The following is a 25,256-nucleotide window of genomic DNA, read 5'->3' as shown; positions in this document are numbered from 1 at the left end:
AGAGTCTATTCTCACTTAGACATTATTATTCATATTGTACCATAATTTTAAAAGAATTACAACCATGTTTTCACATGTTTTGTGTTTTTTTGAGTTCATTTACCATTTTTTTCTCCTCATCACTCAAAGATGCACGTCCAAGCATACCTTTTCTTTTTTGAAATGTAGTACGAATGGCAGTTTCGCGTTTCCAGGCCTCTATATTCTTGTGATGCCCACTCAAGAGGATTTCCGGTACCGATTTACCATGCCATATTTCAGGTCGTGTATACTGCGGATATTCCAGAAGTCCATGAAAATGCGATTCTTCTGAAAATGCTTCTGCACTTTTCAGCACTCCCGGAATCATACGGGCTACCGCATCTACGACCGCCATTGCAGCAATCTCCCCACCTGTTAATACAAAATCTCCCAGCGAAATCTCCGCATCCACAATCTCATCTAATACACGCTGGTCAACACCTTCGTAATGCCCGCACAGCAAAATCAAATGTTTTTCTTTGGCCAATCGCTTTGCTGTACTCTGGCGAAAAACCTTTCCCTGCGGAGATAAATATATCGTTTTGGGCTTATAGTCCAAATTGCGACACACACTTTCATACGCCTGAAAAATAGGCTCCGCCTGCATCACCATTCCCGCGCCGCCGCCGTATGGATAATCATCTACCTTCCGATGCTTATTATACGCAAAATCACGTATCTGAATGTATTGCAAGTCTATAATTCCTTTTGCCTGCGCCCGTCCGATAATGCTATTGTTTAAAACAGCCTCAAACATTTCCGGGAAAAGCGTCAGTATATCAAAACGCATCAGTCAATCAGTCCTTCCATCAATTCCACAGTGACAAAGCCACCGTCAATATTGACCTCTTTCACAACCTGATCAATGACAGGAATCAGAATTGGTTTTTCCTTTGGCTTGTCCAAAATATAAACGTCATTACTTCCTGTTTTTAGCACATCAACAATATTGCCAAGAGTCTGCCCATCCTTAGTGCGTACGGAAAGTCCTATTAAATCAGCAATATAATAAGTTCCCTCCGGCAATGCACCCAACATCTCACGTTCAATCGTGACAATTTTATTTTTTAAAAGCTCAGCTTGATTTATATTGGTAATCCCTTCAACCAAAACAATTTCACAATTTTTATGCAAGCGGTTTTTTTTGATTTCATACCGTACACCATCAATATAAAAATAAGAAAGCTGGTCAAAAAGGTTCGGGTCATCACACCATGGCTGGATTTTTATTTCTCCGCGGATTCCATGCGTATTGACGACTTTTCCTAATTCAAGATATTGCTGTTTCATACTTGTCTCCTATCTACCGGTCCTAAACCGGATTTTAAAGATAAAAGAGGCGCGAAAAAACACGCGCCTCTTTTGCCATACGGCTGTATTACACGATATCAACAATGACCTTTTTACTTTCATTACTTGCCGCAGCCTTGATAACAGTGCGGATCGCTTTGGCAATTCTGCCCTGCTTTCCAATTACTTTGCCCATATCATCTTCTGCGACATGCAGCTGCAAAACGATAGAAGTTTCCTTTTCCGTTAGAGTTACCTCTACAGCTTCCGGGTGATTCACCATTGATTTTGCGATAAACTCCAAAAGCTCACGCATGACCATACCTCCCTATACAGGATTAGATAATACCTTTTTCTTTTAAGAGACGTTTTACCGTATCGGTAGGCTGTGCACCATTTTTTATCCATTTTTGAACCTTTTCCGCATCAAACTCAGATGTAGATGGGTCGGTCATAGGATTATAAGTTCCCACCTGCTCAATAAAGCGTCCATCTCTAGGATATCTAGAATCTGCGACCACAACACGATAAAAAGGCGCCTTCTTCGCACCCATTCTTCTCAAACGAATTTTTACTGCCATTTTAAAACCTCCAAAAATAAATTACTATATAGATTTAGACTCTCGTCTTATTCTTTTCCAAAACAATTATCGGGGAAATCCTCCCGGCATCTTTCCAAAAAAGCCCCTGTTTTTCTTCATTTTTTTACTCATTCCACCAGAAAGCTGTTTCATCATTTTCTGCATCTGCTCAAATTGTTTTATCAAGGCATTCACCTCGTTCATTCCAGTGCCGCTTCCTCGCGCAATTCTCTCTTTGCGGGAAGGAGTCAACTTATCCAGCAAATCTCGTTCACGTGGAGTCATAGCTTTAATAATTGCCTCAATCCGGGCCAGTCGCTTTTCATCCACATCCACATTTTTCAGTGCTGCAGCGTTCACACCCGGTAGCATACCCAAAACATTTTGAAGAGGCCCCATATTTTTCATCTGTTCCATTTGATCCAAAAAATCTGTAAAGGTAAACTGCTGTGTCCGAAGTTTGCGTTCCAGTTCTTCGGCTTTTTTCATATCCAAAGCCTGTTCCGCTTTTTCAATCAGACTTAACATATCCCCCATGCCTAAAATACGGGAAGCCATACGATCAGGATGAAATACCTCCAAATCCGTAAGTTTTTCACCCATACCGCAAAATTTAATTGGCTTATTGGTAACTGCACGCACAGACAATGCGGCGCCACCACGGGTATCACCATCCAATTTTGTAAGAATAACCCCGCCAATCTCCAATTCCTTATTAAAAGCATCGGCAACATTTACAGCATCCTGACCAGTCATAGCATCAACAACAAGAAGAATCTCTGTAGGCTTGACTTCCTTGCTTATTTCTTTGAGCTCATTCATCAGCGCCTCGTCAATATGCAAACGACCAGCAGTATCAATAATCAAAATATCATTAGCATGCGCAAGCGCATGGGCTAAGCCGTCTTTAGCAATTTTCACTGCATCCGTACATCCTTCTTCGGCAAAAACAGGCAAATCCAGTTTTCCTCCTACAATCTGAAGCTGTTTCACCGCGGCTGGGCGATATACATCACAAGCACAAAGCAAAGGACGTTTTCCTTGTTTTTTTAGCAATCCTCCAAGTTTGGCCGCAGTGGTGGTTTTACCGGCACCCTGCAGTCCTGCCATCATAATTACCGTCGGCGGCTTGGAAGAAATGGAAAGCCTTTGTTCCGTCCCGCCCATCAGCCGAACCAATTCTTCATTCACAATTTTTATCACTTGTTGTGCAGGCGTTAACGACTCCATTACCTCAGCGCCAGACGCACGTTCAGAGACTTGACGCACAAAATCTTTGACAACTTTAAAATTAACGTCTGCTTCTAATAATGCAAGTTTCACTTCCCGCATAGCATCTTTTAAATCTTTTTCGCTAATTTTTCCTTTTCCTTTGAGTTTGCGGAAGGTATTCTGTAATTTATCCGCCAAACTTTCAAACGCCATTACCGCACCTCCGTCTTTCTTATGCTATTCTTCATTGATTTGGCTAACAATCGTAAGGATTTCATTTATTTTTCGTTTGATATCATCAGATAAATAACGAACATTAGGAGATTGCTCAATATCACGAATCAGCTCATCAATATAGGCAAGTTTTTTCTTGATTTGAAGAAAACGTTGTGCAAGGCCAAGTCTACCCTCAACATCCAGCAAACTATGCTCCGCACGTTTAATGTTATCACGGATACCTTGCCTGGTAATACCTAGATGCTCACTAATTTCTGAAAGCGAAAGATCTTCATTATAATAAAGATCCACGCATTCCGCCTGCCTGTCCGTAAGCATATTGCGATAGAAAGAGAATAACAGACAAATTTCTACATTTTTATCCATATGTTCAGCAGCTAACGGCTCTTTCATCGTACACTCCTTCTTAGCGTTCTAGATTTTCACATTGTAAAGCAATTTTCCTTTACACAATATAATATTCTACCTTATTTTCCTCTAGTTGTCAAGAGTTTTTTCCTTTTTTTAATAAAATTTACAGGATAAAATCAAATTCTATACCATACATACGTACCGTATCTCCTTCTTGTACGCCAGCTTCCTGAAGCATACGGATCACGCCCATCCGTATTAACGACCGTTGAAAATATTGTAAGGATTCATAGTCATCAAAATTGGTCGACCCAACCAGCTTTTGGACCGGCAGTCCTTCCACAACAAACATTTCCCCTTCCTGTTTCACCGTTATCCCCTCTTTTTGAGCATACAGTGCCGGATCATACATTTCGTAATTCTCGTCTCCCATATCCTTAGGGATCTCAGCAAGCCGTTTCCATGTGTATTGCAAAACCTGCGGTATTCCTCGTTTGGTTGCGGCAGAAATGGGAAATACAGGATATCCCATGTCTTCCATTTTTTCCTTAAAAATATAATAATTCTCTTCAAATCCGGGGATATCCGCCTTATTTGCAAGAATAATTTGAGGTTTCTCGGCCAATTTTTCACTATAAAGTCTTAATTCACGATGTATCGTCAAAAAGTCTTCCACTGGATCCCGCCCCTCAGAACCGGAAACATCCACAATATGCAAAAGCAACCGGGTTCGCTCTACATGACGCAGAAAAGCATGGCCAAGGCCAACACCTTCATGGGCGCCTTCAATAATTCCTGGAATATCTGCGACTACAAAACCATGACCATCACCTAAGTCTACCATGCCAAGGTTTGGACTCAGTGTTGTAAAGTGATAATTTGCAATTTTTGGACGCGCATCGCTGATAATAGAAAGAAAGGTAGATTTTCCCACATTAGGAAACCCAAGCAGTCCCACATCGGCAATCATTTTAAGTTCCAAAGTGACATCATATTCTTCACCAGGTGTCCCTGATTTTGCAAATTTGGGTGTCTGCCTGGTCGCGGTCGCAAAATGCGTATTTCCCCATCCTCCCGTTCCGCCTTTTGCGGCAACAAATCGCTGTTTATCCACTTTTAAATCACATAAAACCAAATTTGTTTTTTCTTCGCGGATCAATGTACCTACAGGCACATTAATTTCCAAATCCCGGCCGTTTTTTCCGTTTCGTTTCGCATCACGTCCATTTTCTCCAGATTCAGCAATATACTTTCTTTTATAACGGAAATCCATTAATGTATTTACATTAGAGTCTGCAACAAAGACTACGTTTCCGCCCCGGCCGCCATCCCCGCCGTCCGGGCCGCCGGCAGCAATATATTTTTCCCTATGGAAAGTGACTGCACCTCTGCCGCCGTCTCCAGCTTTAATATAAATTTTCGCAAAATCAGAAAACATATATCTTCCTCCTGTCTGTACGAAAAAGGAGCGGACTGATGTCCGCCCCAATCATGTTTCTATTATTGAGCGATTTCGTAAACAGATACCTGCTTCTTATCCTTGCCTTTGCGCTCAAATTTCACCCGACCGTCAATCAAAGCAAACAGTGTGTCATCACTGCCCTTGCCGACGTTAATTCCAGGATGAATTTTAGTACCTCTCTGGCGAACCAGAATATTTCCAGCTAAAACGGCCTGTCCGTCACCTTTTTTTACACCAAGACGTTTGGACTCAGAATCTCTACCGTTTTTGGTACTTCCCATACCTTTCTTATGAGCCATAACTTTTTCACTCCTTTACAGCCATCTTCAAAACAAACAATTAACCATTAATTGCAGTAATTTCTACTTTGGTATAAGGCTGTCTATGTCCCTGTTTCTTATGATACCCTTTTTTAGGCTTGTATTTATAAACAAGGACCTTTTTTGCCTTACCTTGCTTTGCAACTGTAGCGGTAACCGTTGCGCCATCTACATAGGGGGCGCCCACTTTCAAATCATCACCGCCAACTACCAGCACTTTATCAAAAGTAACATCACTTCCGGCTTCTGCATCAAGTTTTTCAACAAAAACAACATCGCCTTGCTGTACCTTATACTGCTTACCGCCGGTTTCAATAATTGCGTACATATTCGTAATCCCTCCTATTACCCAAGACTCGCCAAAAGAGGTGTTTCCAAAGTGGAAAACTTCAAACCTATTCTGTGCGGTTACCGAACTACTATATCACAATCACGAAAATTTGTCAATATATATTTTAAATTTTTTTATTCTACTTTTTGTTTTTCTGCTGAGACATGTAAAGATGCTCGGCATTTACCTCACGAACCAAGCGAGAAAAAGTCCAAGTTTTATTGGTGTCAGTCAGCATTGCCTTCACTGCTCCAGGACAAATTTTTTTCCGTTTAAGAAAATTCATAAACATTTCAAACTGCATACGCGAAAAGCCGCACATGACCAATAATTCTCCAGCCAATAATTTTGTATTTTCTTCGTTTTGTGTATTCGTTTCCTCTCTTTCAAACCCATCTGCACCCGCCAAATAGCCAACGCTCTGATCAATATCAGATGCTGCAACCTGACAAGTACGAATTCCCATAGCCGAAAGAGCCTGTGCTAGCACTTTTGCTTTTTCGATCGGTATCTGATATAATAATACTTTTGGTTTCATATACTTCTCCTCCTCAGCTACCTTAACGCAAGCAAAATTTTTCCTTCCCTACTTTGCAAACCGGGCATTTCCAATCCACAGGCAAAGCTTCAAATTCCTCTGGAGAACCTTCAAAAACATATCCACATACTTCGCATACATAGTGTTTTTGATCCTGCTGCTCCACAGGAGTTTCTACATAAGTAGGAGCGTTTTTTGCTGTCTTGCCTTTCCTGTACATATGATAATAAGCATAAGTCATGGGCGTCTCATCTTGCAAGCGTCCCATATCCTCAGCTTCACCAATAAACAACGTATGAGTACCCACATCAATTTCTTGCACCACGCGGCACAAAATCCATGACCGGACATGTTGCTTTATTACTGGATAGCCAGATCCGACCATTTGACATTCCAATCTCTCATATTTATTCGTTGTTCTTGAGGATTGAAATCCAAACTGGGCAATGATTTCCTGCGGTATCTGTTCTGAAAGAATAGACACCGTAAAATAACCGCTGTGACGCACACAGGCTTCAGTATAATTATCTTTGTGAAGTGAAACTCCAACTGTCATGGGCTCCGCGGTGATCTGAAAAACCGAATTTGCAATACACCCTGCCTTACGTCCCTCAGCATCTACACTTCCGCAAAGATACATTCCATAACTTAAATCAAATAATACCGTCGTATCCATACTATCCCCCCTAACTGTTTCTATTTTAGCATAATTTTCTATTGAATGCAAGGATTACTCTTGCATTTTTTTACTGTTTTTTCTCTCCTGTCTGAAAATTATAGGAAAATAATTCTGGATTTCCCTGATACGTTATTGTCACATCAACTACACCTTCTTCTTCCGGCCCTAATATGCCAGGATTAAAAAACATTGTCAAGCCATCTTCGGTAACATAATATCCTGTTTGATCTACCAAACCTTTCAGCAAATTCACCGCATCCTGATAATAGCGGTCTGGTTCCTCGTTAATTAAGGTTATAAATGAAGTAAGGATATATTCCCTTGCTTCTGCCTCTGTAGAAAAAGCCAAAAGAGAATACAGCGGCACCTGTTTTCCCGTTTCAAGATTCCAAACACACGCCGTCCATATATTAGGACTTTTCAGTACAATCGAAGCCAATGTGCCTTTCCAATACCGTTGTTCTTCAATTGAAGAAACATTTGTTTCTTCTGGTAATGAAGCTTCAAAAACATCCTGTACCGGCTGCGCTTCCATATAATTTTTTGTTTCCATCTCATCAAACATTCTTTCATTCGCATACCACATTCCAACAAAAAGCGTACATAACAAAAGGACGATGGCTGTGGAAGAGTATGCCCAGGCTTTCCGCCCGTTCCAACGCATAGAATCACTTCCTTTCCAGAGCCTCGCCCTTTCAGAAAATTCTAAGTTATGATTTTGGCGCAGACATTTGTCTGTAAAGGCTCTTCTACTTTATAAATTTCTCCAAAATTGCCTTTACAATACGTCCAGATGCAAATCCGTCACCATAAGGGTTGACCGCTTTTGCCATCTTTCGATAAGCATTTTCATCTGTCAACAATTCTCGTGCCAATTTCACAATATTCTCTTTTTGTACGCCTGCGATTTTGACCGTCCCTGCCTCAACAGCCTCAGGCCGTTCTGTTTCATTACGAAGTACCAAAACCGGTTTCCCTAAAGAAGGTGCTTCCTCCTGCAAACCGCCCGAATCTGTCAAAACAAGATAGCCGCGCTGAATGGCATTATGCAGCTCATCCGCATTCACCGGCTCGATCAGCCGCACTCTATCCAAGCCGCCCAGAATTTCATATGCAGTTTCACGAACAGCCGGATTCAAATGAACCGGATATACCACTTCAATATCCTCAAATTCCTCCACCAGCTCCCGCACAGCATTGCAAATATTTCGCAAAGGTTCTCCCAAATTTTCACGGCGGTGTGCCGTCATAACGATGACACGTTTGGTATCCCAATGCATGGAACGGAGGCCTTCATCCTTAAACACATAATCATTACGTACCGTTGTTTTCAGTGCGTCAATGACAGTATTACCCGTCACATAAATTGTACTGGGGTCAGTATGCTCCTGAAGAAGATTCTGACGATTTCGTTCCGTAGGGGCAAAATGCATATCTGCTATCACACCGGTAATTCGGCGATTTATTTCTTCGGGATAGGGAAAATATTTATCATAAGTTCGTAAACCAGCTTCTACATGCCCTACCGCAATCTGATTATAAAAGGCCGCCAAACTGCCCGCAAATGTTGTAGAAGTATCCCCGTGAACCAAAACCAAATCTGGCTGTGCTTCTTTCATAACCTGATCCAGTCCCTCCAAAGCACGGGTAGCAATTCCGACCAACGTCTGGCGTTCCTTCATAATATTCAAATCATAATCCGGAAGAATAGAAAATATTTCCAATACCTGATCCAACATTTGGCGATGCTGTGCCGTTACACAAACAATGGAATCAATTTTATCGGAATGCCGTTCCAATTCTTTTACAAGGGGGGCCATTTTAATTGCCTCCGGCCGGGTGCCGAAAATGGTCATCACTTTAATTTTGCTCATCATTTTTTTCCTCCATAGCAGATAAATCATTGATATAATCACTGTGCTGTGCTGGATCTTTTAATTCTCCCATTAAGCGGAGCGAAACTAAAATAATCAGCAGAACAGCAAAAATCAGCAAAAGGCCGCGCATATAACCTTTAATGGATATCACCACTGCCGTTAGGCACAAAGCAGCAGTCATAGTATACAAAATCGCAACCGTTTTCTTCTGAGAAAACCCCATATCCAAAAGCCGGTGATGCAAATGTCCGCGATCAGGGGACATGGGAGAACGTCCAGTCAAAAGTCGACGGATAATAGCAAACATCGTATCAAAAATAGGAAGGCCCAGAACCAAAATCGGAACTGCAAAAGAAATGAGTGCCGATAATTTTAAAAAGCCTTGTACGGAAATACATGCCAGAATAAAGCCCAAAAACAATGCCCCGGTATCTCCCATAAATATTTTGGCCGGGTTAAAATTATATGGCAAAAAGCCAAAGCCTGCACCTGCAACTGCGGCTGTGAGGATAGCAACATTTGAATTATTACTGATTAAGGTCAGCGCAAGCAAAGACATAGAAGCAATGGATGAAACGCCAACCGCAAGTCCATCTAATCCATCAATTAGGTTAACGGCATTGCAGACACCGACAATCCAGAACATGGTTATTGCAACAGATATCCAGTAATTCATAACAATATACGGCGGTCCAAACCATCCGGAAAACGGATTTGCAAAATGTTCAATACGAACCCCGGAATAAACGACCACCGCTGCTGCCACAATCTGGCAAAGCAATTTTACGATTGCTTTCATATCCATCATATCATCAATCACGCCTACCGTGACAATGATGACGGAGCCAATTAAAATCCCCATGGTTTCACGGTCAATCGTAGCAAAACAAAGCACACTGACAATAAAACCATAAAAAATGGCTAATCCGCCGATCAGCGGAATCGGTTTAGTATGAACCCGCCGGGCATCTTTTGGAACATCAATCGCATTAATTTTATGTGCCAGAGAAATGACCATTGGCGTTGCAGCAAATGAAATTAAGAAAGCAACAGCCAAGGCCAAAAAAACATAAAGATTGTTATTGAAAAGCATAGCATTTCCTCCTGTATTCCCGCATGGTACGGAAAGCCCCGCCAAGGAGCCTGTTACATCTGAATAAATCCTACTTTACGGTAAACTTTAGAAAGTGTTTTCCCTGCTGTCCGGGAAGCAATCTCCGCGCCCCTTCGATATACCTGTTCCAGATAATCTTTATTTGCCATTAAATCATGGTAACGTTTCTGGATGGGTCGAAGCGCTTCTGCAACGCTTTCAGCCACAGCGTTTTTAAAATCTCCATATCCTTTACCGGCAAAATTTCTTTCTATTTCATCCAAGGACATTCCAGTGACAGCCGAATAAATATTCATCAAATTCTCAATACCCGCTTTGTTTTCGCCGCGGCATACGTCGGATCCAGAATCAGTAACCGCTCTTTTAATTTTTCTAACAATGACATCCGGATCGTCCAGCATCAAAATATAGCCGTTTTCATTTGGGTCTGATTTCGACATTTTCTGGCTCGGATCCTGAAGGCTCATGATTCGCGCACCTACTTTGGGAATATATCCTTCCGGCACCTTAAAAGTTTCACTGTATGCATTATTGAAACGATTTGCCAAATCTCTGGTAAGTTCTAAATGCTGTTTTTGATCTTCTCCCACTGGAACCAAATCTGCCTGGTAAAGCAAAATATCAGCTGCCATTAACGAAGGATAGGTAAAAAGGCCCGCATTGATATTACCAGAATGCTTACGTGATTTATCCTTAAACTGCGTCATTCTCGAAAGCTCACCCATATAAGTATTACATGTCAAAACCCAAGACAGCTGGGCATGGGCAGGAACATGGGATTGGAAAAAGATTGGGCTTTTTTCAGGATCCAATCCGCAAGCCAAAAACAGTGCCAAAAGATCCATGGCGTTTTTTCGGAAATCCTTGGGGGTCTGCCTCACCGTAATGGTATGCATGTCCGCCAGCATAAAAAAACATTCATACTCATCTGTCTTCTGTAGTTCTACCCAATTACGAAGCGCTCCAACATAGTTTCCCAGAGTCAATGGACCGGAAGGCTGAATCCCACTTAAAATACGTTTTTTATCACTCATCTTATTCCCCCACAATCTCCTTTAAAACTTCACCCAATGTCTGAATTCCGATTTTGATTTCTTCCTCAGAAGCCGTGGAATAATTCATTCTAAAGGTACTGTAAGACGCAGAAGCATCTATCATCGTTGTCGCCCCAGGCACAAAAGCGACTCCCTTTTCCAATGCTTTTTCCATTACCTTTTTGCTATCATACTGTTTCGGCATCGTACAGAATAAAAACAGTCCACCCTGCGGACAAGTATGCTTCACACATGCAGGGAAATACCGATCCATACATTCCATCATCAAACGACATTTTTTTCCATAAACCTGACGGAGATTTGCAATATGGGCATCAATATCACAACGCGTTACAAATTCATATGCAATCATTTGGGAAAGAACATTGGTATGTACATCCTGAACCTGTTTGCAGATAATCATTCTCTCCATTAGTGCAGGGTCACAGCTTACAAATCCAAGTCGTAGCCCAGGAGAAAGAATTTTGGAAAAGGATCCCAGATAAACCACCCGTCCGTCATGATCCATCGATTTTATGGTTGGCACATCTTCACCGGCAAAACGCAGATCGCCGTATGGATTATCTTCAAAAATAATAAAGTCATAACGTTCTGCAAGTTCTAGAAGCTTTTTACGTTTTTGTAACGACATAGTAATTCCTGAAGGATTCTGGAACGTCGCTATGGTATATAACACTTTAATATTAGAATGCTCTTTCAGTAAATTCTCCAGCTTGTCCGTATCCAAGCCGTCTTCCTGTACTGGCACACCATAAATTTCTGCATTATTGGAACGGAAAGAATTCAATCCTCCAATAAAACTAGGTTCTTCGCAAACTACGCCGTCACCAGGATTTAGCAAAGATTTAGATGCCAAGTCAATTCCCTGCTGTCCTCCGCTGACAATAATGGTTTCGTCTTGCCCGTTTAAAATTCCCTGCCTGGTTAAACGATCTTTCACCCATTGCCGAAGGGGAGCATATCCCTCTGTCACGCCATACTGTAAAGCGATCTCCCCCTGATTCAGCAAAACATCTGCGGCAATTTCTGAGAGTTCCTTTTTGGGGAACAAAGTCGGATCTGGTGCGCCACCAGCAAAAGAAATAATCCCAGGTTTGGCCAAAATCTTAAAAATCTCTCGGATAGCCGATGCTTCCAAATGTTTTACCTTATCTGAAAATTTTGTCTGTATATCGTTCATTTTATCTGATCTCCTTTATCTGATTTCCATAAATAAACACAAGTGTTATTTCTAATTCTTTTCTTTCAGCCAGTTTGCCGCCAACAAAAGCAAAGCCACAACTGCCGCTGCAATCATAACAATACTGCTTGCAATTTCCAATATTCGTTTTATCCGCAGCAGGCGAAATTCGCGTTTAATTTTTCTACGGTTTTTCCGATAGCTTTTTCCTATTTTTTCTGCAGCGTTTTCCGCATGTTCTCCCGCCTGCCGCACATATGGAGCAGCAAAGTTGATCGCTTCTTCTTTATAGTCCTGCCATCTGCTCATAATATCTCCATTCTGCCGTTCCGCTTCGGCAAAAAACACTTCCCTTATCTGCGGAAAATACTAATAAGGGACACAAAACTGTTTCATACCTGTTTCGTCTTAATTCTCTTCTTCCGACGGACCAAGTTCCACCTCTGCTATGTAGGGAAGCTGCCGGAAACGTTCGCCACAGTCTAATCCATATCCTACAATAAACTTATCGGGAATTTCAAATCCGGTATAATCCGCCTCAAACGCAACCTGTCTCCGGGATGGTTTGCTCAACAGCGCACAGACACGGATTGATTTTGGATTCCTTTTTTTTAATAGCGGCACCAACTGAGAAAGTGTATGACCGGAATCTACAATGTCTTCTGCAAGAAGAACATTTTTACCAGCGATATCTACTTCAATATCCTTTTGAATCTTTAAAGTTCCCGAACTAACCGTGCCATTTCCATAACTGGATACCTGCATAAAATAAATTTGTACATCACCAGACAGCTGGCGCACCAAATCACTGATAAATACAAAGCAGCCTTTCAAAATACCAATTACAATTAAATCACCGCCCGGATAGTCACGATTTACCGCTTCCGCAAGTTCCGTTACGCGGCGATTGATCTGTTCCTGGGTCAGTAGAATTTCACCAACCCGCATCGATTGTGTCATAGGAAATCACCAATCCTCTCTTTGAATTTTCATCTATTTTATAAGGTTCTGCAATACGGTAACCAACAACAGCTAACACGCTGTTTTCACTGCACAACAAAGGAATATTTCCGCGTTTCCAAACCGGGATTTTTAAATCAATCATGAAATCCTTCAGCTTCCGCGTTTTTCCATCCCGGTATACCGCAATCCGATCTCCGCGCCGCCGGTTCCGAACAGTAAGCGTAAAATTCTTTATCTTATCGTAATCCAATATCATTTCATTCTTTTTCAGCTTTTCTCCCGGAACACCCATTTTAAGCGTTACCGCATATTCAGGAAAATCAAATATTTTTCCAGTTTCCGCCTCATACTGAATCTCACCACAACATTCTTTTTGCGCTTGCTGCTTATTGATTTCCTGCGGCGTTTCAAAAGCCAGCCAGCCGTAACGAACGGCCACAGTCAGTCCGTTGGGCAACTCTGTACAAGCCCCGGTTTCTTTATCCAATAGCGCCTTAATTGCCTCTATATGCCGATGCTCCAGATAATAATCTGTACCCATGGCCTCCTTTGCCGCAATACGGATTAACCTTGTTTTGATACTCGGCTCTACCATACCAAGAGATGCAATGTCTAAGACGATGGGTCTTGCCTTTGGTTTTGGATGATTGATACGCCGATATAACCGCTGTGCATAATGATCTAAAAAATCACCATCTTCAGCCATATTCTGAGCCATGCGGGAAAGCGTTTCTGAAATACGCGGATTAAACTGTTCTTCCAACATAGGAATCAATACATTCCGTATCCGATTTCTGGTATAACTGTTTTCTCCATTGGTGCTGTCAAGACAATATTTCAGGCTCATATCACTACAATATTGTTCAATTTCACTTCTGGAAACATCAAGCAAAGGGCGAACCACACCATCAACACGCTGAAACCGAATTCCAGACAGTCCATCTATTCCAGTTCCCCTCAATATCCTCATCAGCATGGTTTCGGCTTGATCATTCTGATTATGAGCCGTTGCAATCACATCAAGTTTTTGCTCTTCGCACACTTGGTGAAAAAAGCGATATCTTGCAAGCCGCCCGGCTGTTTCCAAAGAAACCTTTTCTTCTTGTGCAAGCATGGGTACATCCGTCTTCTGCATAAAAAGCGGTATTTGCCATTTTTGACACAAATTCTGGACAAACGCCACATCCTTATCTGCTTCCTTCCCACGAATTCCATGATGCAGATGCGCAGCATAAATTTTAAGCTTCATTTCCTCCGCCAAGGAATATAAAATATGCAGCAAACAAACGGAATCAGCGCCACCGGAAATACCCACAAGTACTCTGCTGCCCGAAGGCAGCAGTTGATACCGGCTTATTGTCTTCTGCACCTTTTTTACTACTTTATGATTGATATCACATTGCATGTTCGCCGCTCCAGTCCGTAAACATGGTATATTCTCCAATCCATGTCAAATATTCATATCCGACTTCACCGTTTCTGTGTTTTGCAAAATTACACTTTGCTTTATTAGGTTCTTCTGCATCTTCATGATAATATCCATCTCTATGGAGAAAAATTACCATATCCGCATCCTGCTCAATTGCACCGGAATCACGGAGATCACTTAAAATAGGTTCGCGTTTTTCCTTGTCTGATGCTCTGCTCAACTGAGATAACGCAATAATAGGTATATTCAAATCATTCGCTAAAATTTTCAAAGTCCGAGAAATTTCAGTAATCTCTTGCTGGCGATTCGCGCCACGTGATGAACCAGAAATCAACTGTAAATAATCAATAACAACCAAGTCAAGGCCTTTATCAAGCATCAACTTTCGGCATCGGGCACCAATTTCACCAACGGTAATGCTTGAGGTATCATCAACATAAATTCCCGCCTGCGCCAGAACCGCAATCGCATTGCCTATTTTTCCCCATTCATCATCTTTAATATTTCCTTTTTTTATTTTTTCAGAGTTTATTTTTGCTTCACAGCTGAGCAATCGGTTCGCCAACTGAATACCAGGCATTTCCAAACTAAAAATTGCTACATTCTTTTTTGCCTTAACCGCAACGTTCTGGGCAATATTCAGTGCAAAACTGGTTTTTCCCATAGCCGGCCGTGCTGCTAAAATAATTAATTCCGCCGCATGAAGTCCGGAAGTTCGTCTATCAATATCAATAAATCCAGTAGGAATACCTGTGACAACATCTGATTTTTTTGACAAAATCTCTAAAGTTTCCAGACTTTCATCCAAATATCTTCCAATATGAATCAACCCACGGCTGCTGCGGTCCTGAGAGATATTGATCATTTCCTGCTGTGCCGTAGCTAAAATATCATCGGTCTCCTCATTGCCCCGATAACACTTTCCCCGAATCTCGTCCGCCATATGGATTAAACGTCGGCCCACAGCCTTATCTTTTACAATACCGGCATAATACGCTGCGCTATCTGTAGATGGCACAAGGTTTGCCACTTCAACAACAAACGAAATCCCGCCAATTTTTTCAAGCGTCCCCCGCAAAGTTAAGTGCTCTTTTAAAGTAACCAAATCGATGGGCGTTCCCAAATTATACAATTCCACCATCGCTTCAAACAATTCCCTGTGTCTACTGATATAAAAATCTTCACCACGTACTTTTCCTAAGACATCAGGTATACAATCCCTGTCAAGGTACATAGCGCCAAGCACCGATTGTTCTGCTTCATTACTAAAGGGCATTGCCATATCCACAGAAGATCCTGTTTCAGCTTGTTGTTCCGAAAACAATGGTTCTTCCTTCACTGCGTAATCCCTCCAATTCCTATGACCTTACTAATTGTTTACTGCTGTTCCGTAACCTCCACCCGGAAAGTTCCTACAATCCCCGGATATAAGGTTACCGACACTTCCCGAATACCACACACCTTGATACCATCCGGCAAATCAATTTTACGCTTGTCCACCTCAATATGAAACTGATCTTTCAAGGCTTGGGCTACATCTTTTGAAGTGACAGACCCGAATAGTTTTCCTTCTTTCCCGGCCTTGGCCGTAAGCTTTACCTTAATGTCTTTCATTCGTTCTGCAATATTTGCAGCTTTCATTTCTTCCTGGTTACGCTTATATTGTTCTGCACCGCGTTTTCCTTCCAATTCATTAAGTGCTTGCTTGGTGGCTAGTTTTGCCAATCCTTTCGGCAGCAAAAAGTTGTTGGCATATCCATCACTAACATTGATTAAATCCCCTTTTTTTCCTTGGGATTTTACATCTTGTGTTAAAATAACTTTCATAAATTTTGCTCCTCACTTTCATAAAATATCAGTCTCCTCAGGCTTCCACCATAGGAGCTTCTTCAAAAACGACCTCATCAATAGCGGCGCACAGCCGCATTTCGGCCAATTTCAAACTGTTATTCCTCAACTGCGCACCGGCAATGGTAATATGTCCACCACCGCCCAGTTTTTCCAAAATCACCTGTACATTTACAGAATCCAAAGAACGACCGCTGATAATAATACGGTTTCCCACTGAAGCAAGTACAAAAGCAGCTTCAATTCCACGAATATTCAAAAGCTCATCCGCCGCCTGCGCTACAACAATCTGTGTGTCCTCACCCAGATCGTCGCACACAGCAATGGCGATATTTTTCCGATATACTTTCGCGCGGCTTATGATTCTGGATCTTTGTATATAAACATTCAAATCATTGCGGAACAATCTACGCACATTTACCGGATCTGCTCCCAGTTTTCTAAGACAGGATGCCGCTTCAAAAGTCCGTACTCCGGTTTTAAAAGTGAACCCTTTGGTATCCATATAAATACCACAATACAATGCTTCCGCCTCATACGGTTCCAGCCGCATTCCATCAGAAATATACTGCAACATTTCTGTAACCATTTCACTGGAAGACGAAGCATAAGGTTCGTGATAAGTAAGAGCTGTATTTTCAATGAAATCTTCACTCCGCCGATGATGATCTATCAAAACAATATCTTTGACATTTTTCAAAACATCTTTAAAGTCCACCATGCTGGGACGGTGCGTATCCACAATGACTAAAAGTGTACCGCTATCAATCAAGTTCAAAGCACGGTCTTCATGGATAATACGGCTTTGATACAGTTCCTTTTCCAGCAGTCCGTCAAGAATCATCCGAGCGTTATTGCGAGTTCGATCCACCGCAATGTACACATCCACTTTGCGGTTAAAAAGAGCACGAAAAATTCCGACCGCAGCACCAACACTATCTGCATCTCCGCTTCGATGCCCCATAATGATAACATTGGAAGCCTGATCCGCTAGATCACGCAGCGCATGCGCTACAACGCGTGCTTTGACTTTTGTACTCTTTTCAATTTCCCTACTTTTCGCGCCATAAAATTGAAAACCACGAATCGTTTTCACCACAGCCTGATCCCCGCCGCGGCCAAGTGCCATATCCAAAGCATCCCGGGATAACTGTTCATTTTCTCTCAAATCAGTACCTGCACGCCCCACTCCGATGCTTATAGTAACCGGGAACCGATTTCCCTGCTGTATTTTTTTTACCTCATTTAAAACGCTAAATTTTTCCTTTAGCAAAACTTTAAAATGGGCTTCTTCAAACAAAACAATAAATTTATCCCTTTCATATCGAATCACCACACCATCGCCACGATCCACCCAGGTATTCACACAGTGCTCAATAGATCCGATTAAGGCGCCATGACTGCTATTTGGTGTCCCTTTAAAAACTTCGTCATAATTATCAATACATACCGAACAAACTACAATACGTTTATCATCCAGCTTCCGCTGAAGATTCCGAACTGCAGTACAGTCAGTAAAATACAAACCCACCATGGTATCGATTACCGTCTCTTGGTTAATTCGTACGGCGCTACCCGTAATAATGTAGTCTTTATCTTTATAAGAATATTCTTCCGGCGTAGGATTTTCATCCTCCACAAATCTGCTGAACTGAAGTTCAGGAAAAAGATCTTGAAGATATTCTCCAAAAAGATTACTTCGGCCTACCATGTCAGCAAACTGTAAATTATACCATTGCACCGCCCCTCCCGCAGTGGTAACTACCATAGGTGACGGGAAATTCATAATTGATGCTTTCGTGGTACTTTCAATACAAAACGCAAAATTTTCAAGTTTTTCCGCCAGTACTCGCTTCCTTTTCTTCGCTGCAAAAATTCCAGCGGCACCAGCAATAACGGCAGCTATCATTTCCATCAAAGCAAGGAAAAGCATTTCTGTACAACGATTCCAAGCAAATAAAAAGGTCAAAAGGCCAAAGGCAAAAAAACATGCAGCTACAATTATACTGTTTCTAAGCAAAAAACTTTTTTCCGCTGCCGTCACTCCTTTAGTTGTGTTTGACATGATCTTCACCCACCTTACCTAAACGCCTGAAATTTAACATGCCATCAATCAATCCAATCAGAATCAAAATTTGTACAATAAATCCAATCATAAGATAGCCAACAAAAAAAGCTGCAAAATAAACCACTGCACGCAAAAATCCAACAGGCAGCCTTTTGCTGAATTTATCATCAATCAGGGAGAAGCCACATACGCCGATAAAAGCGTAAAGCAAAGTCACCATATTTTTCAATGCAGCTGTATAAACTGTAGAATCATTGGAAAAAGAAGCAACCAAAAACATAATCATTGCAGCCCAGCACATTGCCCGCGATGCATGAAACCTGCTAAACGGGGGATATAATATCCTGCATATCCGAAAACGGTGCAGCACATAGATTCCGGCCATCACTGTCAGATATCCCAGCACAACGGATGCACCAATCACAAAAGAAGGTAGATAAAGAAAAATCATCTCCCTTATTTGATTGACTGCGACATCAAAAGCTGCAAAGACAGACGGATTGGGCGTTCCTGCTTCCGCAAAACTTTTTGTTAGTTGTTGCATCATATCTTTTGCATTATCAAGCGTTACATTGACTGCATTCTCAATTCCGGAACCATTCCCGGAAGCATTCAGCAAAATCAATTGAATTAAAAGTCCAAACATTACAGCGCCTGCAGCCGCAAAAACCGTGGTTTTAAACATCGCTCTACGCGGAATAGCATATCCAACAACGCATCCTGGAAGCAAAGCTGCTATACCAACCAGCAAAGCAGAGAAAGGATTACCCGTTAGCAAAATCAGAATCAGGACTCCTAAAATACCAGCTACAGCCGAAACACCTGCACGATATTTTACCCCCAGATAAATCATCGGCATTCCACCGAGAACAGATGAAAAAAGTGCCAACAGCGGAACATAAAGCGAAATTACCATAAACAGACATGCAATACCGATGCAAACCGCTGTATCCATGATCATTTTAACCTTCGTATTTTTCATATCTGTCCTTTCTGTTTTCCAAACAAGCAAGTAATGCGCTTAAATCGCCAAACCTGCGTTCCAGCAAATGCCGCTTTGCAATACTGTCTCTCAGCAAAGCCTTTATTTCATCATCTATTTCTTCATATTCAATTCCAAGCCTGCCGCACAAAAGATAAGCCTGCCCAATCAAACGTGCCGCATCTTGTGTAATACGAAAGCGTGTTTCATTATCCGCTTCTGCAGTAATGTCTCCAAAAAGATCGGTTATATTTTGAAGCATTTCCACCTTCAGCAATTCTACTGCCTTAATATTATTTGCAATATCAATTTCCATTTTTCCCGCCTCATTTCCGGACGAATAAAGATATAAATCAGCTATTATATTATAATACCAAATTACGCTGTACTTTTCAACTGTTTTTTTCATAAAAAACGAATTAATCACTTGAAACTTCGTCAAAAAGGAAATAAAACAAGCCTTAATATCCTTTCACATATTACAACCATTTCTTTTTTATCATACAAAGTCCACTAAAATACTGTTACATACAAACAACCATTGCTTCGGAATATAAATTCTGTTTTTCTCCCGCCTCAAAGTTCCGCGCAGATAATTTTTTTGCAATACCTCTCCATAAATCTGTTCCAGCGGCATATGAAATCGTTTTTGAAAGGTTCCTATATCAATTCCCTGGTTCATACGAAGCCCCAAAAAGCAGAATTCACTCATCCGATCTTCCGGTGTCAATAAAACAGTTTCTCTTACTGCAGATCCTTCCGAAAAGATTTTCTTGCAATATTGGCTGACATCCAATACATTATTGTACCGGTTGGTATTGATGCAGGAATATGCCCCTGCTCCAAAGCCGGCAAAATCATCACACTGCCAGTATTTACAGTTATGACGGCTTTCATATCCCGGGAAAGCAAAATTAGATATTTCATACTGAATATATCCCATGGAATCAAGATACTCCACAGCATAATCATAAAACATCCTGCACAAATCATCATCCGGCAATTTCAATGACATGTCTGCAAAAGGTGTGCCAGGTTCGATTTTCAGTGCATAACACGAAATATGTTGGGGAGAAAGTGCGGTCGCTTGTTTCAATGTATGCATCCAATCTTCTTTAGTCTGTTCCGGTAGTCCAAAAATCAAGTCGACGGATAAATTTTGAAATCCTGCTCTACGGGCATTTTCAACACAAGATCTACAGTCTTCAAAGTTATGAATCCGCCCTAACTGCTTGAGTATCTCATCACTGGCTGACTGCATGCCTATGCTTAGCCGGTTAAACCCAGCATCCCGCAATTTTTTTAATCCGTCAAAGTCTATCGTACCAGGATTACACTCTGCAGTAACCTCACAACTTTGGGTGAAAGGAAAGTGTTCTTTTAGCACACAAAAAACATTCACCAACCGCTCCGGTTGAAGCAACGTAGGTGTTCCTCCGCCAAAGTACACAGTATCTACCGTTCTTCGCATGTGAAACTTACGGATTTCCTGAGATAAAGCTTCGCAATATTCTTGCTGTTTATCCAAAATGCCTGCATAAGAATTAAAATCACAGTAATTGCATTTTGAAGCACAAAACGGGATATGAACATAAATTCCAAGACACATATTTGGTTTCCTTTCTCGAAAGATAAAATGCCGGCCAAAAAAGGCCGACATTTTGCGTCAATCCAACTTCAAAACGGACATAAACGCCTCCTGGGGCACCTCAACAGATCCCACCTGACGCATACGCTTTTTTCCTTCTTTTTGTTTTTCCAAAAGCTTGCGTTTTCTTGTAATATCTCCACCATAGCATTTTGCCAACACATCTTTGCGCATGGCGCGCACAGTTTCCCTAGCAATAATTTTACCGCCGACTGCGGCCTGAATCGGCACTTCAAAGAGTTGTCTTGGAATCACTTCCTTTAATTTTTCCGCCATTCTCCGACCGCGGGCATATGCCCGGTCCTTATGCACAATAAATGAAAGAGCATCCACCATTTCACCGTTTAAAAGCATATCTAATTTGACAAGTTCCGCGGGCACAAAACATTTAAATTCATAATCAAATGAAGCATATCCACGAGTCCTGGATTTGAGAGCGTCAAAAAAATCATAAATAATTTCATTCAGCGGCAAATCGTAATTGAGGGATACTCGTGTTTCGTCCAGGTATGTCATATCAATATAAGTCCCGCGCCGATCCTGACACAGTTCCATAATACTGCCTACATATTCTTTAGGAGTCATAATAGAAGCTTTGACAATTGGCTCCATCATCTGATCAATTTCAGATGGATCAGGAAGGTTGGTAGGGTTATCAATAAAAAGTTCCGAACCGTCAGTTTTGATAATTTTATATTCCACCGATGGAGCTGTTGTTACTAAATCCAAATTATATTCCCGTTCCAATCGCTCCTGAATAATTTCCATATGCAACAAACCCAAAAAACCACAGCGGAAACCAAAGCCAAGCGCCACCGATGTTTCTGCATCAAATCGAAGCGAAGCATCGTTTAATTGAAGCTTTTCAAGGGCTTCCCTCAAATCATCATACCGTGCGCCATCTGCCGGATAAATACCACAGTAAACCATTGGCTTCACCTCTTTATAGCCAGGCAACGGTTCTTTGGCACCGTTTTCCGCTGTGGTTACTGTATCACCCACATGCACGTCACGGACATTTTTAATGCTTGCCGCAATAAAGCCAACCTCTCCGGCTGAGATTTCTTGTGCAGGCACTATGCCCGCAGGATGCAAATATCCGGTTTCTACCACTTCAAATTCTGCACCAGCTGCCATCATACGAATTTTCATTCCAGGGCGCAGTTTTCCATCCATAATTCTCACATAAACAATAACACCCTTATAAGGGTCGTAATAAGAGTCAAAAATCAAAGCCTTCAGCGGTGCATTTTCATCTCCCGAGGGCGGCGGAATCAGCTCCACAATTTTTTCCAAAACAGCCTCTATATTGATTCCGTTTTTGGCTGAAATACAAGGGGCATCCTCTCCGTCAATTCCAATTACATCTTCAATTTCCTTTTTCACCTCTTCGGGACGTGCCGAAGGGAGGTCGATTTTATTGATAACAGGAACCAGTTCCAAATCATGCTCAAGGGCAAGATAAGTATTGGCAAGGGTCTGAGCTTCGATTCCCTGTGCCGCATCTACCACAAGGACAGCTCCTTCACAGGCTGCAAGACTACGGGAGACTTCATAATTAAAATCAACATGTCCCGGCGTATCAATCAAATTGAGTATATACTCCTGTCCATCTTTGGCTTTATATCTAAGCTTAACTGCACGGGCTTTAATTGTAATTCCACGTTCCCGCTCCAAGTCCATATTATCCAAGATCTGCGCTTGCATTTCACGTTGTGTCAAAGCGCCTGTTACTTCAAGCAATCGATCTGCCAGCGTACTTTTACCATGATCAATATGGGCAATAATTGAAAAATTTCTTATATGCTTCTGATGCTCACTCATCGTGCTTCCTCCATATTTTCTTATCCTAACAAATAATCTTAACATACTTAAAAAAAAATTTCAATACACTTTTTAAAAATACTTCATTATATAATAAAAAGAAGATACTATCAGCAGTGACCTGACACCAGAAAATGTGGTATTCGGTGTTACTGAAAAAGTATCTTCTACTGTTATTGTATCTTAAGGAACAAAAATGTCAGCACGCCTCTTTTTAATATAGAGAAATTGACAGTAATTTTTCCGGTTGATAGCCAATACCACCCACCAAAAGACGCTTTTCCGTCTTCAAATTCATTTCTTCTAAAGGAAAAGAAGTCGTTTGAACTGTGCCAGCGGGAATAAAAATACGCGTAAAACCGCACAATCGATTTTCCGCATACACTTGCACCACTTCCCCGCTATCCATATTTCCAGTATTAGCCACTTTAACGTAAAGGCAATGTTCCCTAATGCATGCTTCATAGGTAAAAGTTGTATAACTAAGACCGAAGCCAAAGGGATACAGCGGCGTTCCTTGAAAATACCGATACGTTCTATTTTTCATAGAATAATCAGTAAATGGCGGCAAGTCATCTGTTTTCGCATAAAAGGTAACCGGCAACTTTCCTGACGGGCTATAATCTCCATAAATCAGTTCAGCAACAGCTCTACCGCCTTCACCCCCTGGATACCATGCCTGAATCACAGCGTCAGCGCTCTTCTGCGCACGAGATAAATTAATTGCACTGCCAGTCATGGAAACAACAATAACTGGTTTTCCGACCGCTAATATTGCATCCAGCAGTTTTCTTTGAGCGGCAGGCAATTCCAAATCTGCCTTATCACCGGAAGCATAGGCATTTCCGGCATCCCCTTCTTCTCCTTCAAGGCCAGCATCAAGGCCAAGGCAAAGAATTACAACATCGCTTTCTTTTGCTGTTGTAACCGCTTCTGAAAGTCTATCTTGAACCATTGCCAGATTTTCAACCTTTTCTTTGTACAAATGACACCCTTGGCTGTAAAGTACTCTCTCCATTCCAACACGCTCATAAATTCCTTCCAGAACAGTAGTATATTTTTTTGGCGTTCCATTATAATTGCCAAGCAACACATCACGGCTATCCGCATTCGGTCCGATTACCGCTACCTTTTCTGACGCTTTAAGCGGAAGAATCCCGTTATTTTTCAATAGCACCATCGATTCCCTGGCAGCTTGCAATGCTGCTTCCCGATGTTCTTCACAAGCTACCACAGAATAAGGAATATTGTCATATTCCGTCCGGTCAAACAGTCCAAGGCGGAACCGAGTCGTCATAACGCGTTCGGCGGCCTGACGAATATCCGCTTCTTCAATCAATCCTTCCCGGAGTGCAGTCAACAAATGGAGATAGGTATTGCCGCAATTTAAATCACACCCGTTTTTAATAGCCAAAGCGGCACTTTCCGGCGCTGTTTTTGTCACCATATGATGCTCATGAAAATCACGGATTGCCCAGCAATCTGAAACAAAATATCCATCAAACTTCCACTCTCCCCGAAGCCTCTTCTGCAAAGAGGGACTTGCACATGCCGGCTCTCCGTTTACACGATTATAAGCACCCATAACACCTTCCACTCCCGCCTTGGTCACCAATTCCTTAAACGCAGGCAGATAGGTTTCTTCCATATCTTTTTCACTTGCTTGGGCATCAAATTCATGCCGCAACGCTTCCGGACCGCTGTGGACAGCAAAATGTTTTGCACACGCTGCACACTTTAAATATTCTCCATCGCCCTGCAAACCTTTTACAAAAGCAACACCCAGTGCAGCGGTCAAAAAAGGATCCTCTCCATATGTTTCATGTCCGCGGCCCCAACGCGGGTCACGGAAGATGTTAATGTTGGGCGACCATAAAGTAAGTCCCTTATAAATATCACGGTCACCCTCTTTTACTGCCGCATTATATTTGGCCCGTGCTTCCGTAGCAATAATATCTGCCGTCCGATGAATCAGCTGTGTATCAAATGTTGCCGCTAAGCCAATTGCCTGCGGGAAAACGGTTGCTGTTCCAGCTCTGGCAACGCCGTGCAGTCCCTCATTCCACCAGTTATAGGCAGGGATTCCTAACCTTTCAATAGCGGGTGCGTCATATCGCAGTTGGCTTGCCATTTCCTCTACCGTCATTTGGGACACCAATTCTTTGGCGCGTTGTTTGGCTCTTTCTTTCTCTTGCATAAAATAAACCCCTTTTTGTGTATATAATATGTGTTTTTTGTATCATATC

The 25,256-nt window shown here is 41.8% G+C and carries 27 protein-coding genes and 1 other annotated feature; all 27 genes read right to left on the bottom strand.

Features of this window, described 5'->3' with window-relative positions:
• Window positions 1-70: 70 nt before the first annotated feature.
• On the bottom strand, window positions 71-811 hold the full coding sequence (gene trmD, locus INF28_RS07455; protein WP_226392841.1) for a tRNA (guanosine(37)-N1)-methyltransferase TrmD: 741 nt from the start codon (window positions 809-811) through the stop codon (window positions 71-73).
• Window positions 811-1,311 carry a ribosome maturation factor RimM gene (gene rimM, locus INF28_RS07450; protein WP_226392840.1) on the bottom strand — a complete coding sequence of 167 codons (501 nt, stop codon included), beginning with the start codon at window positions 1,309-1,311 and terminating at the stop codon, window positions 811-813. Before rimM ends, trmD begins: the two co-directional genes overlap by 1 nt.
• A gap of 88 nt (window positions 1,312-1,399) precedes the next feature.
• A complete protein-coding gene (locus INF28_RS07445; protein WP_226392839.1) occupies window positions 1,400-1,627 on the bottom strand; it encodes a KH domain-containing protein in 228 nt (75 codons plus the stop codon).
• A gap of 22 nt (window positions 1,628-1,649) precedes the next feature.
• Complete coding sequence (rpsP, locus tag INF28_RS07440; RefSeq protein WP_226392838.1) at window positions 1,650-1,892, bottom strand: 30S ribosomal protein S16; 243 nt, start codon at window positions 1,890-1,892, stop codon at window positions 1,650-1,652.
• 66 nt (window positions 1,893-1,958) lie between these two features.
• Entirely contained in the window at window positions 1,959-3,317 is a 1,359-nt protein-coding gene (gene ffh, locus INF28_RS07435) for a signal recognition particle protein (protein WP_226392837.1), read from the bottom strand.
• A 24-nt stretch (window positions 3,318-3,341) separates the two neighbouring features.
• Window positions 3,342-3,734: a YlxM family DNA-binding protein gene (gene ylxM / locus INF28_RS07430; RefSeq protein WP_226392836.1), complete on the bottom strand. Its 393-nt coding sequence runs from the start codon at window positions 3,732-3,734 to the stop codon at window positions 3,342-3,344.
• 121 nt (window positions 3,735-3,855) lie between these two features.
• Complete coding sequence (obgE, locus tag INF28_RS07425) at window positions 3,856-5,130, bottom strand: GTPase ObgE (protein ID WP_226392835.1); 1,275 nt, start codon at window positions 5,128-5,130, stop codon at window positions 3,856-3,858.
• 62 nt (window positions 5,131-5,192) lie between these two features.
• Window positions 5,193-5,453, bottom strand: a complete 261-nt coding sequence (gene rpmA / locus INF28_RS07420; protein WP_226392834.1) for a 50S ribosomal protein L27 — start codon at window positions 5,451-5,453, stop codon at window positions 5,193-5,195.
• Between the two features lie 40 nt (window positions 5,454-5,493).
• Complete coding sequence (gene rplU, locus INF28_RS07415) at window positions 5,494-5,802, bottom strand: 50S ribosomal protein L21 (protein WP_226392833.1); 309 nt, start codon at window positions 5,800-5,802, stop codon at window positions 5,494-5,496.
• A gap of 14 nt (window positions 5,803-5,816) precedes the next feature.
• Window positions 5,817-5,894: a sequence feature (ribosomal protein L21 leader region), on the bottom strand.
• A 50-nt stretch (window positions 5,895-5,944) separates the two neighbouring features.
• Complete coding sequence (locus INF28_RS07410; RefSeq protein ID WP_226392832.1) at window positions 5,945-6,343, bottom strand: DUF3783 domain-containing protein; 399 nt, start codon at window positions 6,341-6,343, stop codon at window positions 5,945-5,947.
• Window positions 6,344-6,365: 22 nt separating this feature from the next.
• Window positions 6,366-7,019: a flavin reductase gene (locus tag INF28_RS07405; protein WP_226392831.1), complete on the bottom strand. Its 654-nt coding sequence runs from the start codon at window positions 7,017-7,019 to the stop codon at window positions 6,366-6,368.
• A 70-nt stretch (window positions 7,020-7,089) separates the two neighbouring features.
• Complete coding sequence (locus INF28_RS07400; protein ID WP_226392830.1) at window positions 7,090-7,686, bottom strand: RsiV family protein; 597 nt, start codon at window positions 7,684-7,686, stop codon at window positions 7,090-7,092.
• Window positions 7,687-7,771: 85 nt separating this feature from the next.
• Window positions 7,772-8,896 (bottom strand): non-hydrolyzing UDP-N-acetylglucosamine 2-epimerase, encoded by a 1,125-nt coding sequence (wecB, locus tag INF28_RS07395; RefSeq protein ID WP_226392873.1) that lies wholly within the window; start codon window positions 8,894-8,896, stop codon window positions 7,772-7,774.
• Window positions 8,883-9,992 carry a glycosyltransferase family 4 protein gene (locus INF28_RS07390; protein WP_226392829.1) on the bottom strand — a complete coding sequence of 370 codons (1,110 nt, stop codon included), beginning with the start codon at window positions 9,990-9,992 and terminating at the stop codon, window positions 8,883-8,885. The genes wecB and INF28_RS07390 overlap by 14 nt, the downstream gene beginning before the upstream one ends.
• A gap of 53 nt (window positions 9,993-10,045) precedes the next feature.
• Window positions 10,046-11,047: a tryptophan--tRNA ligase gene (trpS, locus tag INF28_RS07385; RefSeq protein ID WP_226392828.1), complete on the bottom strand. Its 1,002-nt coding sequence runs from the start codon at window positions 11,045-11,047 to the stop codon at window positions 10,046-10,048.
• Window position 11,048: 1 nt separating this feature from the next.
• On the bottom strand, window positions 11,049-12,248 hold the full coding sequence (locus INF28_RS07380; RefSeq protein ID WP_226392827.1) for an aminotransferase-like domain-containing protein: 1,200 nt from the start codon (window positions 12,246-12,248) through the stop codon (window positions 11,049-11,051).
• Between the two features lie 51 nt (window positions 12,249-12,299).
• Window positions 12,300-12,557, bottom strand: a complete 258-nt coding sequence (locus INF28_RS07375; protein WP_226392826.1) for a hypothetical protein — start codon at window positions 12,555-12,557, stop codon at window positions 12,300-12,302.
• 99 nt (window positions 12,558-12,656) lie between these two features.
• A complete protein-coding gene (gene hpt / locus INF28_RS07370; RefSeq protein WP_226392825.1) occupies window positions 12,657-13,208 on the bottom strand; it encodes a hypoxanthine phosphoribosyltransferase in 552 nt (183 codons plus the stop codon).
• A complete protein-coding gene (gene tilS, locus INF28_RS07365; RefSeq protein WP_226392824.1) occupies window positions 13,183-14,616 on the bottom strand; it encodes a tRNA lysidine(34) synthetase TilS in 1,434 nt (477 codons plus the stop codon). Before tilS ends, hpt begins: the two co-directional genes overlap by 26 nt.
• Window positions 14,606-15,979, bottom strand: coding sequence for a replicative DNA helicase (gene dnaB / locus INF28_RS07360; RefSeq protein ID WP_226392823.1), 1,374 nt, complete (start codon window positions 15,977-15,979; stop codon window positions 14,606-14,608). Before dnaB ends, tilS begins: the two co-directional genes overlap by 11 nt.
• A 38-nt stretch (window positions 15,980-16,017) precedes the next feature.
• The gene (gene rplI, locus INF28_RS07355) at window positions 16,018-16,467 is read right to left on the bottom strand and encodes a 50S ribosomal protein L9 (protein WP_226392822.1); all 450 of its coding nucleotides are present in this window, start codon (window positions 16,465-16,467) and stop codon (window positions 16,018-16,020) included.
• Between the two features lie 37 nt (window positions 16,468-16,504).
• On the bottom strand, window positions 16,505-18,553 hold the full coding sequence (locus INF28_RS07350; RefSeq protein WP_226392821.1) for a DHH family phosphoesterase: 2,049 nt from the start codon (window positions 18,551-18,553) through the stop codon (window positions 16,505-16,507).
• A complete protein-coding gene (locus INF28_RS07345) occupies window positions 18,537-19,538 on the bottom strand; it encodes a DUF2232 domain-containing protein (protein ID WP_226392820.1) in 1,002 nt (333 codons plus the stop codon). Before INF28_RS07345 ends, INF28_RS07350 begins: the two co-directional genes overlap by 17 nt.
• Window positions 19,519-19,854 carry a MazG-like family protein gene (locus tag INF28_RS07340; RefSeq protein WP_226392819.1) on the bottom strand — a complete coding sequence of 112 codons (336 nt, stop codon included), beginning with the start codon at window positions 19,852-19,854 and terminating at the stop codon, window positions 19,519-19,521. Before INF28_RS07340 ends, INF28_RS07345 begins: the two co-directional genes overlap by 20 nt.
• Before the next feature lie 183 nt (window positions 19,855-20,037).
• Window positions 20,038-21,147: a radical SAM family heme chaperone HemW gene (gene hemW / locus INF28_RS07335; RefSeq protein ID WP_226392818.1), complete on the bottom strand. Its 1,110-nt coding sequence runs from the start codon at window positions 21,145-21,147 to the stop codon at window positions 20,038-20,040.
• 57 nt (window positions 21,148-21,204) lie between these two features.
• Window positions 21,205-23,010, bottom strand: a complete 1,806-nt coding sequence (lepA, locus tag INF28_RS07330) for a translation elongation factor 4 (RefSeq protein WP_226392817.1) — start codon at window positions 23,008-23,010, stop codon at window positions 21,205-21,207.
• A 214-nt stretch (window positions 23,011-23,224) separates the two neighbouring features.
• Window positions 23,225-25,207: a glycoside hydrolase family 3 C-terminal domain-containing protein gene (locus INF28_RS07325; RefSeq protein ID WP_226392816.1), complete on the bottom strand. Its 1,983-nt coding sequence runs from the start codon at window positions 25,205-25,207 to the stop codon at window positions 23,225-23,227.
• Window positions 25,208-25,256 lie beyond the last annotated feature (49 nt).

Source organism: Ructibacterium gallinarum (assembly GCF_014982785.1).
GTDB classification, from domain to species: domain Bacteria; phylum Bacillota; class Clostridia; order Monoglobales; family Monoglobaceae; genus Ructibacterium; species Ructibacterium gallinarum.
This window is presented reverse-complemented; position numbering and strand designations above follow the sequence as displayed.